Below are 15,623 nucleotides of genomic sequence, written 5' to 3'. Positions count from 1 at the left end.
GGTACTAGTCTGGAAGCCGAAAATGATCGGATTGCTGTCCACCACGATCGCGGGATTGGCGCTCGGTGTGGCGGCGATCGAGATCTGGATTGCTCGCCGTGGATTGGCTTGGCTCGGACGACGGACAGAAGGCGCGGTGCTTGTCCGTGAATCCGAGCGAATCCGGCGGCTGGCGTTGCGAGGAGGCGCGCGATCGCTCCTTGCGCTGACTGCGGCATTGGGAGGGGTGAGTGCTCTGTCTCAGCTTAGCGGTCCGCTGCTGTTGTTGCCGATCGCGGTAGCGGTGCCGACATTGCTTGATGTTTCAGTGGCGGCGTGGATCCAGCGCAGGGGGCGAACTCGGGAGTGGCGCGCTTTTTTTCGGGAGCGCTTACGGCTCTTCTACGCGGAGGGGCGGCAAAGCGTTCCAGTCGCTGCCGTGGTGGGATGGGCGATGCCGGAGACCGGGTGGTGGCTGGTGGCTTGGGTGGGATTCGCGATCACACTTGTCTTGCGGGAGGCAGTTCCGCCGTCCGGCCGCGTCCTGTCCGCGATCGAGTCAGGGTCGTTGGCGACAGAGATCGAGGCGGTGATGCGACGGTCCGGACTGGAAGGAACGACGGTCCGAATTGCAAACGACCTACAACGGCCGAGCCAGATGAACGCGCGCGCCCAAGGGATCGTCGCGCGACGGTGTATTCTTCTTGATGCCACGCTGGTTGCCGGAATGCCAACCGAGCAGGTACTTGCTGTGGTGGCCCATGAGGCTGGTCACCTCGCGGGCTATCATCGCGAGTGGTTCACCGTCTGGCGCCTGACGATCGGATTGGCAACGGTGCTTGGGATCGCACAGCTGGGTGGCGGATGTGCACCACGGGAGAGCGTGGCGATCTTGCTATTGGCGTTGCCTGCGCTGGGATTGCTGGTGCGGCCGGTGGAGACTTGTTTGATCCGCAGGTGGGAGGCTGCCGCAGACCGCCACGCGGCTAATCTCGCCGGAGCGACGCTCTTTGCAGAAGCGCTGGCACGGCTATTCGGCGCCAACTTGGCGGCCCCGGAACCGGAGCCGGTGTGGGCGAGCTTCCATCATCCGCACCCGCCGCCGGTAAGGCGTCTCGATCGCCTCGCAGGGCCGCCAGGCGGTCCTTGAACCATGCCCCGGTGAATAGGCGATGTGCCGCTCGGTCTCCTCCAGGCTGTGTCGGCGAGCGATGCCAGCCGCCCTCTCACGCCGCCGTGCCGTCGATCGAGCGGCGGATCACCTGCTGCACTTCCGCATTCGACAGGAACAGGTCGTGGTTGATGATGCCCCAGCCTTCCTGGGACGCATCGACCACGCGCACTCCGAGCCGCGCGATCGCGGCTTTCTCGGCGGCGCCGACCCTGATCATGCCGCCTGCGAGCTGTCCCGACAGCGCCAGTGCACGGTCGTTGGTCGAGGCGATCACGGTGATCTTGCCGGCCAGCGGACCGATGCGCTGGATCGCCGACGAGAACACGTCCATGTCGATGTCGGGCGCGGCAAACACCACCGCGCCGATCTTGCCGGTGACCGTGTCGCCGTATCGCGCATAGAGCTGGCGCAGGCTTTCGAGCGTCAGCATGGTTCCCATGCTGTGCGCAACGATGTGGACGCGGCCAGCGCTTGGCGCGGACACGAGCGCAGAGAGCACGCGCTCGAAATCGTCGCGCGACCACATCGCACTGTCGCGGTCATAGGCATAGTCGAACAGTCCTGCCTTGGAGGGCCAGGCGAACACCATGGTCCGGCCGCGGAACTTGATCGCATCGGAGAGATAGGCGCCATCCAGCACCGCCGTCTCGAACGTCTGCTTGAAGCCGTGCACATAGATCAGCACGTCTCCGCCGCCGGCCTGCGTCGCGAGATCGGCGGCGTCGGCGGTGGCGTCGATCCGATCAAGACGCCAACTGCCAAGTCCAACCGAGGCGAGAGACAGGCGGCTCTCGTCGGGCGCCACCAGCTTGGCCCGCGCGACCGTCATGCTCGTTGCGCGCTCCGGCCCGAACCAGGGTTTGGCGCGAGCACCATTCACGGGCTTGCGCGTGGTGGCGACAAGCAATGTGGAATCGACAGAGAGGGACGAGGCATCGTAGCGCGCGCCGGTCGCACCCAGGCCGGCGCATCCGCCGAGCGCAAGCGCACTCCCTGCCGACACGAGTCCGCCGAGCAGGGCGCGACGCGAAACGGAATGATGAGAGGCTTGTTGCAGATGACGTTGGACGATCAAACGGAACCCTCGGGAACTTTGCCCCCGGTAACGCCGCCCCACCTAGCTCCCTGAATGACAATGGGGGCGAGAAGACGGCGGAGCTGCTTTGCAGCCGGTTCAAGTCGCGGCGTTCGCACGAGCGCCGGATCAGTCCGTGATTTCGATCGAATGGAGCGTGGCCACGCCGGTCAGGCCGACTGACGCCAAGCGTCCGCCGTCAATAGTTCCAGCTGGGCGAAATAAGCCTTATTCGGGTTCTGATCGGGCTTCGCATCGACATTCTCGTCGCCCGATTTGGTCTCGCGCATCAGGTCGTTCATGTGTTCGGCTAGCACCGAGCCGATCGCATGGATGGCTTCGTGACGATCGAGTCCTTCGGACATCAGCCGCCCCGCGACGCGTCGCACCGGCAGCGTGGGATCGGCAATTTGGCTCTCCACGATCACATGAAAAACAGCGTGCACTTTCTCCCGCGGAAGGCGGATTCTGGCGCGCCTATGGTACGCCATCACGAGATCGATCCGTTCCTCCTCGTCCAGCGCGGCCCACACATCCGGCTCTGGCTCTATGAATGGATCATACGCCAGGGGCGCTACTTCGCCTTGCCGCGCCGACCGAACAACCTTCGGCGTCTGCGTGATCTGGAGCGAACAATATACCAAAGCAGCCTGATCTAACGAAGCGACGCCGCAAGGTCGGCGATCGATCTGTGGAGAACGAGCGCATCGTCCTTCGAGGCAATGAACCCGCGTCGTTTCCAGAACGCAGCAGCATCGGCGTCGACTGCATTGACGACCAGCGCGCGTCCTCCGATCAGGCCTGCGGCCGTGACGCAGCGCCGGAGTGCATGCTTGAGCAGGCCGGTGCCGATCCCCTTGCCGATCCAATTCTCGTCGGTCGCGAGCTGTCCCAGCAAGAGGCAGGGAACGGGGTCAGGCGGCTGACCGGTTCGTATCGACCGCGGCAGGGACGAGGGAACGATGGCCGTCGGTGCAAGGCCATAATGACCGACCACCCGGTTCATCTCGTGCACCACCATGACGGCGGTAAGACCCTTTTCCTGGTTGGACAGCGCTCGCGTTTTCAGCCAGCGGTCGAGCGATGGCTTGCCGCAGGAGAACTCGTCGAGTTGGTGCGCTGGCGTCAACGGTGAGCGAAACACCCCAATCCGCTGTCAACCCGGCTCACCAAAAATATTCCACTTTACCGAAATTCGGATTTGTCGTATGTGTCGGCCATCCCAGCCCACCAAAGGGGCGGTCGTACGTCGTTTCGAGCGCGGGCTGGGAGTTGCGGTGGACGCGGGCGGCGTTAAAGGCGGAGCTTGCGCGTGCAGGGCGAGATCATCTCGTGAGCACGCGTGACCCGCGAAGACGAACGGCGCCCTCGCGTACGGCGAAACCGCGTGGTCCTGGCCGTCGTTGCTACGGTCAAGCCTTTCGCGGAGATGCGAGCGAGCCCAACCGGGCAGACTGCATCATCCAATTCGCGGGGCGAGGGAGGCCAGAAGGAAAGTTCGGCTCCCAGGAGATCGCGGCATAGGCCGTCAAACCATCGCGCAGGGAAGGCCTGGTTTCGGCTGCCCTGTGTCTCCCCTGTGCATTGCGTGTGCATCTGTTCAGCACGGGGGTCTTTACGGGTGCCAGCCGGCGCCCGGCCTTCCCTGCGCCCTTTCCTTCGAGAGGGTGTGAAGAGAAGCACAGCTCGGGCAAGTCATGCCGCGAAGATGCAAACGCATGTCTGCGATTTGCCTGCCAAATGACCTTCCTTGTGAGCATGCTGCGTCGGCTTCAGTGGAGGTGGTCGTCGCTCGCGGAATCTGCCTTGATGCGATATCGAGGTGGAGGAGTGACGATATGAGCGGCTTGGTGATCTCTGGCGGCCGGGTGGTGGATCCCGCGAGTGGGATGGATGCCGTCGGCGATGTGGCGGTGGTGGATGGCAAGATCGCTGCCGTCGGCACGGGTCTCGGCGGCGCTGAACGGGTGATCGACGCGACCGGGCTCGTAGTCGCCCCCGGCTTCATCGACTTGCACGCGCACGGCCAGTCGATCCCGGCCGACCGCATGCAGGCGTTCGACGGCGTCACGACCACGCTCGATCTCGAGGCTGGCGTGCTGCCGGTCGGGTCCTGGTATGAGCGCCAGGCCAGGAAGGGGCGCGTGCTGAACTACGGCGCCGCCACCAACTGGGCCTTTGCGCGGATCGGCGCGATGACAGGCTCCAACGCCGAGAGCTCGCTGGAGGCGTTCGGCAACGCTATGCGCGACCGCCGCTGGATGGACAACGTCGCGACCGACGCCGAGGTCGCGGGCATTCTCGAACGTCTTTCGCGCGGCCTCAACGAAGGCGGCATCGGCATCGGCATCCTCAATGCCTACGCGCCGGGCGCCGGCGTGCAGGAGCTGACCGCGGTCTGCCAGCTGGCTGCGGCCAAGAACGTGCCGACCTTCACCCATGTCGCCTTCATGTCGCGGATCGACCCCGAAAGCGCGGTGGAAGCCTATATCCGCCTGATCGGCTATGCCGGCGCCACCGGCGCGCACATGCACATTTGCCATTTCAACTCGTCGAGCAAGACCGACGTCGAGCGTTGCCGCGTGCTGATCGCAAAAGCACAGGCCCAGGGCCTGCCGATCACGGTGGAAGCCTATCCCTACGGCACCGGCTCGACCGTGCTGGCCGCCGCCTTCTTCAGCGACCCCGAATTCGTCGAGCGCAACGGCACCGGCTACGATTCCGTGCAGCGCGTCACCGACGGCTATCGCTTCCACGACCGCGAGGAGCTGTTGAAGGCGCAGGCGGAAGAGCCGTCCTCGCTGGTGCTCTGGCACATCCTCGACACCGAGCACAATGCGCATCACCGCGACCTGCTCGACATGTCGGTGCTGTATCCCGGCGGCGCGATCGCCTCCGACGCGATGCCGTGGACGACGTCGGACGGCAAGACCTACACCGGTGATGCCTGGCCGCTGCCCGACGATGCCACCTCGCATCCGCGCTCGGCCGGCTGCTTCACGAAGTTCATCCGCGAATGGGTGCGCGAGCGCAAGACGGTGTCGCTGCTGGAAGGCGTGCGCAAATGCGCACTGATTCCGGCGGAAATTCTGTCGCAGAGCACGCCCGCGATGCGCGCCAAGGGCAGGCTCGCGAAAGACGCCGATGCCGACATCGTCGTGTTCGATTACGAAAGACTCTCGGACCGCGCCACCTTCACGGCGATGAACCGTCCGTCCGAGGGCGTGCGGCACCTCGTCGTCAGCGGCCAGGTGCTGATCGGCGACGGCATTCTCGATGTCACGGCGCGGCCGGGCAAACCCGTGCGCCGTCCGGTCGTCGAGGGCTGACCCATGCCGGTCCCCATTCTCCTGGTCACGGGCTTTCTGGGGGCGGGCAAGACCACGGTCGTGAACCATCTGCTGGCGCACGCGGAGGGACGGCGCATTGCCGCAATCGTCAACGATTTCGGCGCCATCAACATCGATGCGGAGCTGATCGCGGGCGCCAGCGACGGCGTGGTGAGCCTTGCCAATGGCTGCATCTGCTGCTCGCTCGAAGGCGACCTGCTCCGCACGCTCTCGACGCTGCTGCGGCGCGATCCGAGGCCCGACTACATCGTCATCGAGACCAGCGGCGTCGCCGATCCCGCCGACATCGTCCGCAATCTGATGGATCCCGTGATCCTGCGCGAGGCGCCGCTGGAGACGGTGCTCTGCGTGATGGACGCTGGCACGTCGCCGGCCGCCCTCGACGATGCGCTCCAGCGCTCGCAATTGCGCGTCGCCGACATCGTGGCGCTCAGCAAGTTCGATCTGGCGGGCGAGGGCGCGGGGATGCGGATGCGCGCGGCCATTCGCGCCCAGCGCGTTCCCGCAATGGTCGTCGATGCGCCGCACGGCGAGATTCCATCCGCGCTGCTATTTCCAGCGCATGTCGATCGCGCGCCAGCGCCGCGCGAGCCAGGCCCGAAGCGGCCGGCAGAGGACCGCTTCGAAACGCTGAGCTGGACCTCGGAGCGCCCGCTCTCGCTGCCGCGCCTGCAACAGGCGATCGGCCGGCTTGCTCCGAAACTTGCGCGCGCAAAAGGCTTGTTCGAGACGGTCGAGCAGCCCGGCCGCCAGATGGTGTTTCAATTCGCCGCCGGCCGCGCCACGCTGGCCCCGGGCGATGCGCCCGCGCCGGGCCTGCCGCGCGCGCGGATCGTCTTCATCGCCGAGCTCGGGGTGCTCTCGCAGGCGGAGCTCAACGGCATCATGGAAGCCTGCGTTGCTCGTGCATGAGGCAAGCGCGATGCTTCAATCCTCGACCGGCAACCCATCCCCGTGCACATACCAGTCCGCGCGCGATGCCCAATGCACGTGGCGGTCGGGCGCCGCATCCAGTTTCTCGTCGAACGCGCCGGCATGGATGATCGCCTCGCGCCCGCTGCGTGTGAGGTGCGGCATCGGGCTACCGCAAAGCTTGCAGAACGCGGTCGCAAAGCTGCGCGCGTTGGGCAGGTCGAAGCGCGCGACGGATGCCTCACCGCGCAGCCAGCGCAGCGCCTCGGCCCTCACGATCACCTCGCAGGAATGCGCCGTCCCGGTCGCCTTGCGACAGCGCGAGCAATGGCAATTGAGGAAGCGGTCGAGCGGACCCTCGACCTCGAACGCGATCTCGCCGCACAGGCAGCTCCCCCGGAATGCGGCCATCTCACTCGCCCTCCGGCTCGATCGGCTTCTCAGTCGTCTCTTCGCCGTGAACGGGCGGAGCGCCGTGCGCGCCGCGGAGCCGGATCATGGTGTCGATCACGTCGACGTCGATCTTCAGCATATCGAGGTCGCGCGTCATCTCGCGCACCTCCTGGCCCTTGCGCGCCAGCTCCTCGGAGACGTCGACCGCCATCTTGCGTTCGGTCACGTTGCCTTGCGTGTTGACGAACAGCTTTGCGCGCATCCATTCGAGCCTCGCCCGCTGGGTGTCGCGCTCGAACTTCTTCTCCGCGTAGCGGCGTCGCGCCTCCGCATAGGCGCCGACCAGCGCGGTTTCCGGCAGGCTCCACAATTGCTCGGCCGACATGGTCATGCCGTTCAGGTTCCGAGTTCAGCTCGGCGGAGGCTTGCTCCGCAGCCTATCAGACCCTTCCGGCCGGAAATTCTCAAGAGGGGGAAATGCGCCCAGTACCCGTCAAAGCCTCAGCACAGTGCAAGCGCGTTGACCGCCCGTGTCGTCGCGTCCTCCTTGCCGGAGCCGACCAGCTGGCCGACGATGGATTCGAGCTCGCCCGGCTGCTTGCGGCGCGCGACCGCCAGCAATTGCATCAATCCGGCCTCGTCCTTCGACAGGCGCCGGCAGGATGGCGGCATGAAGCACAGCTCGCATGGGCGGCCGCTGCGCAGGATTCTGACCAGCGCGGCAGCGCGTGCCACCAGCAGCGGGCTGTCGGAGATGCCCGGCGCCTCGTCGGCAAAGCGATAGGCCGCTTCCCAGCAATCGGACGCGCCGGTCGTATAGGCCGCCCCGATGAACCGGAACAAGGACAGCGCGACGCGGCAGAAATCATCGTAGCTTTCGACGCAGGGACGCGCCGCAAGCGCGGCCTGGAGCGGACAGAGCCGCGGCTGGCCGGCGTCAGGGATCGTCACAGAACCGCAAATATCGGGGGGCATGAACGATCTCGTCAGTGCAAGGTCGGGCTTCCGACCAGCCAGCTCTTCATCGCCATGGTCCGGCCATGGTCGAAGGACCGCACCTGCCGGTCGGGCAGGATGAGACCTGCCATGCGGAAGATCGTCGCCAGGCCCCGCACGGGCGCGAGCGCCCAATCGACGCCGACCGGCGGCAGCCAGCTCTCGAACCGTTCGCGTACGATGTCGATGCGATCCTGCTGTGCCGCGGCGATGGCGTGCAGAATTTCCTGCTCGCTGTCAGACACGCGCGGACAAGTCGGGCAGTGCACCTCGATGGCCTTATGGGCCGTGCAGGCGAAGATCTCGATGATGAATTCCAGCGAGGCCACGGCATCGCCCACGCGAAAATGGTCGTACACCTCCTGGATATCGGCTGCGGTCGGAACAGCACCTCCGCTGCGTGCCTTGGCCCGGAATCCCCAGATGAAGAGCCGTTCCGCCGCGCTGAGCGCCGGAAGGTCGAGAGACCCTCGTGATGTCGATGGATGCATGGAGCCTCTGGCCCTTGGCCGATCTCACGCCACAGCGGGCGCTGATTGTCTGCATCGATCGTTCGGCCAGAGCCCCGTCCAAGTCAACGCGCGGAAGGGCGATATCGAGGTGTTCTAGATTTGAAGAGGTTTACATTCGGATGCGGGGTCATGTCGTTGGAATACGAAAACGGTGCGCCGCCTTCGGCGGCCGCCTGGCGGAACCGGAATGATTAAAGCTTTGCTAAGGGGAACCGGGATAACTTGGCATATCTGAACCGCCAATTTTGCGAGCCCCGATGATTTTCTCCCGCATCAGTTTCAAGCTGGTCCTCATTGTCGGCATCAGCCTGCTTGGCATGATCGCGCTGGCACCGATCGCGCTGTCGACCCTGCGCACCCAGATGGTCGCCGATCGCCAGGCCAAGACGCAACAGATGGTCGACGTCGGCTACGGCATCCTCGCCCATTATCAGAAGCTCGAGAGCGAGGGAAAACTCCCGCGCGAACAGGCTCAGGCGGCTGCCATGGCCGAGATCAAGAGCCTGCGCTACGACAAGGTGGAGTATTTCTGGATCAACGACATGACCCCCAAGATGGTCATGCATCCGATCAAGCCCGAGCTCGACGGCAAGGATTTGTCCGGCATGAAGGACCCCGCCGGCAACGCGCTGTTCATGGGCTTCGTTGACGTCGTCAAGAAGCAGGGTGCGGGCTTCTATGGCTACCTCTGGCCGAAGCCCGGCTTCGACCAGCCGGTCGGGAAAATCTCCTATGTGAAGGGCTTTGCGCCCTGGGGCTGGATCATCGGCACCGGCATCTATCTCGACGACGTCGACGCCGTCTTCCGCCAGGCCGCGATGACGTTCGGCTACGTCTGTCTGGCCGTGCTGGTCCTCGTGCTCGGCGCCTCCTTCCTGATCGGCCGCAGCGTCACCCGCCCGCTGGCCCGGATCACCGCGCTGACCGATCGCCTCGCCGCCGGCGACAGCGCCTTCGAGGTGCCCTACACCGATCGCAGAGACGAGGTCGGCGGGCTGGCCAAGGCACTCGCCGTGTTCAAGGACAATGCGTCGGCCGTTCGCCAGATGCATACCGAACAGGAAGAGATGAAGCGCAAAGCCGATGACGAGAAGCGCAAGGCGATGACCGACCTCGCCGGCAAGTTCGAGGCGAGCGTCCAGGCAGTCGTCCGCGATGTTTTCAACGAAGCGCGTGCGATGCAGCAGGCCGCGCAGGGCATGTCGGAGACCGCGAACAAGGCGAGCGACCGCGCGAGCTTCGTCGCATCCGCCTGCCAGCAGGCCTCGACCAACGTCCAGACGGTGGCTTCCGCGGCCAGCCAATTGTCGTCGTCGATCTTGGAGATCAGCCAGCGCGTCGCACAGGCCGCAACGGTAGCCGACAAGGCGGCCGCCGACGGTCAGCGCACCAACGACACCGTGCAGGGGCTGGCTGCGGCCGCGCACAAGATCGGCGAGGTCATCGACCTCATCAACCAGATCGCCTCGCAGACCAATCTGCTCGCGCTCAACGCCACCATCGAGGCGGCGCGGGCCGGCGAAGCCGGCAAGGGTTTTGCGGTGGTCGCGAGCGAAGTGAAGTCGCTGGCGAGCCAGACCGCGAAGGCGACCGACGAGATCGGCGCGCAGATCACCGCGATCCAGGCCGAGACCAATCAGGTCGTCGGCAACATCGAGAGCATCCGCGCCACCATCATGGAGGTCAACGAGATCTCCTCGTCGATCGCCGCCGCCGTCGAGGAGCAGGGCGCGGCCACGCAGGCGATCGCCCACAGCGTGCAGGAAGCGGCCTCCGGCACCGACCAGGTCTCGCAAAATATCTCCGGCGTGACCGATGCCACCGCGGCGACCGGCCAGGCCGCCGGGCTCGTGCTGCAATCGAGCGGCCGGCTGACGCAGAAGCTGCAATCCCTCGAAAACGAGGTCAGCACCTTCGTCGCGGGCGTGCGCGCCGCGTAACGAAGAAGCGCCGCGTGACGTCTGATTTTTCCGCGTCGCGGCATCGGCCGTGATGCGGAAAACTGTTTTCCTTGACATGACCTCTGCCGTGCTCGACGTGTAACGATGTCGATCGACGGCACGCGCGTGCCTTCGCGAGAAGAAAAGCAACACGGGAAGGACGTCATGAACGCGGGCCTCGACGAGAAGGATTACCTCGCCACCTTGCGCGGCCTGTGGGACAAGGCCTGGCCGAAGGGCATGCCGCGATCTCCGAACTATCTGCACGGCGAAGTTCCCTTGACGGAATATCTGCGCGCCTGGGCGAAGCGCAGTCCCGAGCGTGCCGCGGTGATCTTCTATGGCCACATCACCACCTACGCGGATCTCGACCGGCAGAGCGACCGCTTCGCGGCGCTGCTGGCGGCCAAGGGCGTGGGCAAGGACGACCGCGTCGCGGTGTTCCTGCCGAACTGTCCGCAATTCCATATCGTGTTCTTCGGCATCCTGAAGCTTGGTGCGATCCACGTTCCGGTCAGCCCGCTGTCGCGCGCGTTCGAGCTGTCCTATGAGCTCAACGACACCCAGGCCGAGGTCATCGTCGCGCTCGACCAGCTCATGCCGGTCGTCGAACAGGTCCGCAGCGAGGTGCGCCTGCGCGAAATCATCGTCACCAGCTTTGCCGATGTCGTTCCGGCAATGCCTGCCTTTCCCGCACCGGACTCGATCCGCACGCCACGCATTGCGGTCCCGGGCGCGACCGATCTGTTGCCCGCGCTCGCGGCACTGCCGACACCTATGCCGCTGCCGCCGCCCGGGCTCGACGACGTCGCCGCGCTCAACTACACCGGCGGCACCACCGGCATGCCCAAGGGTTGCGTCCATACTCACCGCGACATGGTCTACACCGCCGCCGCCAACTACGGCATCTCGGTGCTCTCGGACGAGAGCAGCGTGTTCCTGTCGTTCTTTCCCGAGTTCTGGATCGCGGGCGAGAACTTTGGCCTGATTTTTCCGCTGTTCTCCGGCGCGACGCTGGTTCTGCTGGCGCGCTGGGATGCCGTCGGCGCGATGGCGGCGATCGACAAATACAAGGTCACCATCACCGCGATGCCGGTCGACGGCGCGGTCGAGCTGATGGACCATCCGCGCTGGCGCGAGTTCGACCTGTCGTCGTTGAAGCAGGTCCGCGTCGTCTCCTTCGTCAAGAAGCTCAACGCCGATTATCGCGAGCGATGGAAGGATCTCACCGGCACGATCCTGATGGAGGCGGCCTGGGGCATGACGGAGACCCACACCTCCAACACCTTCACATCAGGCTTCCAGGACGACGATTTCGATCTCAACAACCAGCCGATCTTCGTCGGCCTGCCGGTGCCCGGCGCCGAATTCAAGATCACCGATTTCGAGACCGGCGCGCTGCTGCCGCTCGGCGCCGAAGGCGAGATCCGCGTGCGCACGCCATCGCTGCTCAAGAGCTATTGGAACAAGCCGGAGGCGACCGCGGAGTCGCTCGTCGACGGCTGGCTGCGCACCGGCGATATCGGCACCATCGACAAGGACGGCTTCCTGCATTTCCTCGGCCGCCGCAAGGAGATGCTGAAGGTCAAGGGCATGAGCGTGTTTCCACCGGAGATCGAGGCGCTGCTCGGACAGCATCCGAAGGTGCTGGGCTCCGGCGTGGTCGGGCGCGACGATCCTGACAAGGGCCAGGTGCCGGTGGCCTATATCCAGCTCAAGCCGGAGGCGGTCGGCACTGTTACCGCGGAGGATCTGCGCGCCTGGTGCGCCGAGCGCATGGCCGTCTACAAGGTCCCGGAAGTGCGTATGATCGATGCCCTGCCGCTGACGGCGACGGGCAAGGTGAAGAAGCAGGACCTCGATCCCAATCGTTCTGCTGCGGTCTGAGTGAGAGAGACGATGTCGTTCAAGAAACTCCTGATCGCCAACCGCGGCGAGATCGCCATCCGCATCGCGCGTGCTGCGGCCGATGCCGGCATCGCGACCGTTGCGGTCCATCCCGCCGACGATGCGCTGTCGCTGCACGTGCGTGTTGCCGATGACGCCATCGAAATTCCTGGCCGCGGCGCTCGGGCCTATCTCGACATCGACGCGGTGGTGAAGGCGGCGAAAGGCGTCGGCTGCGACGCCGTGCATCCCGGCTATGGCTTCCTCAGCGAGAACGCGGCGTTTGCAAGAGCCTGCGCCAATGCAGGTCTCACCTTCGTCGGCCCAAAGCCGGAGGCGCTCGAACTGTTCGGTGACAAGGTTGCGGCCCGGCAGCTGGCAAAACGCTACGGCGTCCCCATCATCGCGGGCACCAGCGGGCCTTCCAGCCTCGAGGAGGTCACGGCGTTCTTCACCTCGCTCGGCAGCAATGCGGCCATCGTGATCAAGGCGATGGCCGGCGGCGGCGGGCGCGGAATGCGCGTGGTCGAGAATGCCTCCGATCTCGCGGAAGCCCATGCGCGCTGCCAGTCCGAGGCCAAGGCGGCCTTCGGCTTCGACGGCGTCTACGCCGAGCGGCTGATCCGGCAGGCGCGCCATATCGAGGTGCAGATCATCGGCGACAGGCATGGCGCAATCTCTCATCTCTGGGAGCGCGAATGCACTATCCAGCGCCGGCACCAGAAGCTGGTCGAGGTCGCGCCCAGCCCGTCGCTGAGCGATCCCTTGCGCGGCCGCATCATCGATGCTGCGAGGCAGCTTGCGACGGCGGCGTCTTACGACAATCTCGGCACCTTCGAGTTCCTGGTCGATGGCACCGCTGAGGACAGCTTTGCCTTCATCGAGGCCAATCCGCGGCTCCAGGTCGAGCACACCGTCACCGAAGAGGTGCTCGGGCTCGATCTCGTCCGCGCCCAGCTCGCCGTTGCTGCGGGCGCGACACTCGCCTCGCTCGGTCTTGCGCAAGGCGCGATCCCGAAGCCGCGCGGCTATGCCATGCAGCTCCGCGTCAACATGGAAACCTTGGACGAGACTGGCGCGACACATCCGACCGGCGGCGTGCTCGCCGTGTTCGAGCCACCGTCAGGCCCCGGCGTGCGCGTCGATAGCTTTGGCTACGCCGGCTACAAGACCAGCGCGGCCTTCGACTCGCTGCTCGCCAAGGTCATCGTGCACACGCCGGGCGAAGCCTGGCACGACGTCGTCGCCAAGGCTTCGCGCGCCTTGCGCGAATTCCGGATCGATGGCGTCGTCACCAACATCGCCTTCCTCCAGGCCGTGCTGGCGCACCCGGATTTCAGGACCAACCGCATCGCGACCGACTTCATCGACCGCAATATCGCAAAGCTTGTCGAAGCCGCCGATGGTGCAGCCAAGCCGCTTTACTTTGCCGCGGCGGAACGAAGCGGAACGCACGGCACTGAATCGCATGTCGCGCAAGTCGTGCCTGAAGGTACGGTGATGGTCGCGGCCCCCCTGCAAGGCACCATTGTCACCATCCAGGTCAGAGAAGGCGAGATCGTGCGTCCGGGCCAGCAGCTTGCCGTGATCGAGTCCATGAAGATGGAACATTTGGTCATGGCCGAGCAGGGCGGCCGGGTCATGAAGGTCCTTGCCGGCGACGGCGTCACGCTGCTGCATGGCGAAGCGATCATGTATCTCGAGCCGCTCGACGTCGCGGCTGATCACACGGCTGCGGAAGCCGACATCGATCTCGACCACATCCGTCCCGATCTTGCCGAGCTGATCGCGCGCCAGGCCAACACGCTTGATGCGAGCCGCCCCGCCTCGGTCGAGCGCCGCCGCAACACCAACCAGCGCACCGCGCGCGAGAACGTCGCCCAGCTCGTCGACCAAGGCTCGTTCATGGAATATGGCAGCCTTGCGATCGCGGCGCAGCGGCGCCGCCGCAAGCTCGACGATCTCATCAGGAACACACCGGCCGACGGCCTCGTCATGGGCGTCGCCACGGTGAATGGCGAGAAGTTCGGACCCGAGGGCGCGCGCTGCATCGTCGTGGCCTACGACTACACCGTGCTCGCGGGCACGCAGGGTCACATGAACCACAAGAAGATCGACCGCATGCTGACGCTGGCCGAGGACTGGCGCGTGCCGCTGGTGTTCTACGCCGAAGGCGGCGGTGGCCGACCTGGCGATACCGACCGGCTCGGCATGACCGGGCTCGACGGCCCGTCCTTCGTGCAGTTCGCAAGGCTGTCCGGCCTCGTCCCCGTCGTCGGCGTCGTCTCCGGCTATTGCTTCGCCGGCAACGCCGCGATGCTCGGCTGCTGCGATGTCATCATCGCCACCAAGAACGCCTCGATCGGCATGGGCGGTCCGGCCATGATCGAGGGCGGCGGCCTCGGCGTCTATCATCCGGCCGAGGTCGGCCCTGTCTCGTTCCAGTCGCCGAACGGCGTCATCGACATCCTGGTCGAGGACGAGGAGGAGGCGACAAGGGTCGCGCAAAAGTACCTGTCCTATTTCCAGGGCGCGGTGACGGCTTGGGAAGCTGCCGACCAGCGCCTCTTGCGCCGCGCCATCCCCGAGAACCGCTTACGGGTCTACGACATCCTCAGCGTGATCGACCTCGTCGCCGACAAGGACAGCGTGCTGGAGCTGCGCCGCGACTACGGCGTCGGCATGATCACCGCGCTGATCCGGATCGAGGGCAAACCGTTCGGCCTGATCGCCAACAATCCGCGCCATCTCGGCGGCGCGATCGATGCCGATGCCGGCGACAAGGCCGCGCGCTTTCTCCAGCTTTGCGACGCCTTCGATCTTCCGATCGTCTCGCTCTGCGACACACCCGGCTTCATGGTCGGCCCGGAAGCGGAGAAGACCGCGATCGTCCGCCACGTCTCGCGCATGTTCGTGACCGGCGCGAGCCTCACCGTGCCGCTGTTCGGCATCGTGCTGCGCAAGGGCTACGGTCTCGGCGCGCAGTCGATGATCGGCGGCGGCTTTCACGCCTCGTTCTTCACCGCGGCCTGGCCGACCGGCGAGTTCGGCGGCATGGGGTTAGAGGGCTATGTCCGCCTCGGCTTCCGCAAGGAGATGGAGGCGATCGCCGACCCCGAGGAGCGCGAGACCTATTACCGCAACAAGGTCGCCGAGCTCTATGCCAACGGCAAGGCGGTCTCGATCGCCTCGGTGTTCGAGATCGACAACGTCATCGACCCCGCCGAGACGCGGCGCTGGATTATGGCCGGCCTCCGTTCGGTGCCAAAGCCGCCGGCCCGGACGGCGAAGAAGCGGCCGTGTATCGATACGTGGTGAGGGCAGTGCAGCAACAGATGAGCCCGTCATTCCGGGGCGATGCGGAGCATCCAACCCGGAATCTCGAGATCCCGGGTTCGGCTCTTC

13 protein-coding genes are annotated in these 15,623 nt (G+C 65.5%); 6 read left to right on the top strand and 7 right to left on the bottom strand.

Features of this window, described 5'->3' with window-relative positions:
- The first annotated feature begins 22 nt into the window (after positions 1-22).
- Positions 23-1,129 carry a M48 family metalloprotease gene (locus tag UNPA324_RS33530; RefSeq protein ID WP_128920008.1) on the top strand — a complete coding sequence of 369 codons (1,107 nt, stop codon included), beginning with the start codon at positions 23-25 and terminating at the stop codon, positions 1,127-1,129.
- 76 nt (positions 1,130-1,205) lie between these two features.
- Here the strand turns inward: UNPA324_RS33530 and UNPA324_RS33525 are convergent, their stop codons facing one another.
- The 3 genes from UNPA324_RS33525 to UNPA324_RS33515 all read right to left on the bottom strand — a co-directional run bounded on the left by UNPA324_RS33525 (position 1,206) and on the right by UNPA324_RS33515 (position 3,357).
- Positions 1,206-2,156 (bottom strand): alpha/beta hydrolase, encoded by a 951-nt coding sequence (locus UNPA324_RS33525; protein ID WP_246667272.1) that lies wholly within the window; start codon positions 2,154-2,156, stop codon positions 1,206-1,208.
- Positions 2,157-2,398: 242 nt separating this feature from the next.
- Positions 2,399-2,761 (bottom strand): hypothetical protein, encoded by a 363-nt coding sequence (locus UNPA324_RS33520; RefSeq protein WP_210246775.1) that lies wholly within the window; start codon positions 2,759-2,761, stop codon positions 2,399-2,401.
- A gap of 122 nt (positions 2,762-2,883) precedes the next feature.
- The gene (locus tag UNPA324_RS33515; protein ID WP_246667271.1) at positions 2,884-3,357 is read right to left on the bottom strand and encodes a GNAT family N-acetyltransferase; all 474 of its coding nucleotides are present in this window, start codon (positions 3,355-3,357) and stop codon (positions 2,884-2,886) included.
- A gap of 709 nt (positions 3,358-4,066) precedes the next feature.
- On the opposite strand from UNPA324_RS33515, the gene UNPA324_RS33510 reads away from it, so the two are divergent.
- Together UNPA324_RS33510 and UNPA324_RS33505 are read left to right on the top strand one after the other, a co-directional pair.
- On the top strand, positions 4,067-5,557 hold the full coding sequence (locus UNPA324_RS33510; protein ID WP_245471789.1) for an amidohydrolase family protein: 1,491 nt from the start codon (positions 4,067-4,069) through the stop codon (positions 5,555-5,557).
- A gap of 3 nt (positions 5,558-5,560) precedes the next feature.
- Positions 5,561-6,490: a CobW family GTP-binding protein gene (locus UNPA324_RS33505; RefSeq protein WP_141938327.1), complete on the top strand. Its 930-nt coding sequence runs from the start codon at positions 5,561-5,563 to the stop codon at positions 6,488-6,490.
- Positions 6,491-6,505: 15 nt separating this feature from the next.
- Here the strand turns inward: UNPA324_RS33505 and UNPA324_RS33500 are convergent, their stop codons facing one another.
- The 4 genes from UNPA324_RS33500 to UNPA324_RS33485 form a co-directional block, all read right to left on the bottom strand.
- On the bottom strand, positions 6,506-6,901 hold the full coding sequence (locus UNPA324_RS33500; RefSeq protein ID WP_128920004.1) for a GFA family protein: 396 nt from the start codon (positions 6,899-6,901) through the stop codon (positions 6,506-6,508).
- Position 6,902: 1 nt separating this feature from the next.
- Positions 6,903-7,274, bottom strand: coding sequence for a hypothetical protein (locus UNPA324_RS33495; RefSeq protein WP_128920003.1), 372 nt, complete (start codon positions 7,272-7,274; stop codon positions 6,903-6,905).
- Between the two features lie 110 nt (positions 7,275-7,384).
- Positions 7,385-7,858: a hypothetical protein gene (locus UNPA324_RS33490; RefSeq protein WP_141938324.1), complete on the bottom strand. Its 474-nt coding sequence runs from the start codon at positions 7,856-7,858 to the stop codon at positions 7,385-7,387.
- An 11-nt stretch (positions 7,859-7,869) separates the two neighbouring features.
- On the bottom strand, positions 7,870-8,370 hold the full coding sequence (locus tag UNPA324_RS33485; protein ID WP_141938322.1) for a hypothetical protein: 501 nt from the start codon (positions 8,368-8,370) through the stop codon (positions 7,870-7,872).
- Between the two features lie 278 nt (positions 8,371-8,648).
- Here UNPA324_RS33485 and UNPA324_RS33480 point away from each other — a divergent pair, with 278 nt between their 5' ends.
- The 3 genes from UNPA324_RS33480 (at position 8,649) to UNPA324_RS33470 (ending at position 15,536) form a co-directional block, all read left to right on the top strand.
- Complete coding sequence (locus UNPA324_RS33480) at positions 8,649-10,331, top strand: methyl-accepting chemotaxis protein (protein WP_141938320.1); 1,683 nt, start codon at positions 8,649-8,651, stop codon at positions 10,329-10,331.
- Between the two features lie 165 nt (positions 10,332-10,496).
- Positions 10,497-12,218: an AMP-binding protein gene (locus UNPA324_RS33475; protein WP_141938317.1), complete on the top strand. Its 1,722-nt coding sequence runs from the start codon at positions 10,497-10,499 to the stop codon at positions 12,216-12,218.
- Positions 12,219-12,230: 12 nt separating this feature from the next.
- Complete coding sequence (locus tag UNPA324_RS33470; protein WP_181769616.1) at positions 12,231-15,536, top strand: acetyl-CoA carboxylase family protein; 3,306 nt, start codon at positions 12,231-12,233, stop codon at positions 15,534-15,536.
- The last annotated feature ends 87 nt before the right edge of the window (positions 15,537-15,623 follow it).

The organism is Bradyrhizobium sp. UNPA324, assembly GCF_006658635.1.
Lineage (GTDB): Bacteria > Pseudomonadota > Alphaproteobacteria > Rhizobiales > Xanthobacteraceae > Bradyrhizobium > Bradyrhizobium nanningense.
Note: the sequence above shows the minus strand (reverse complement) of the source record. Positions and strands in the feature narration are given on the sequence as shown.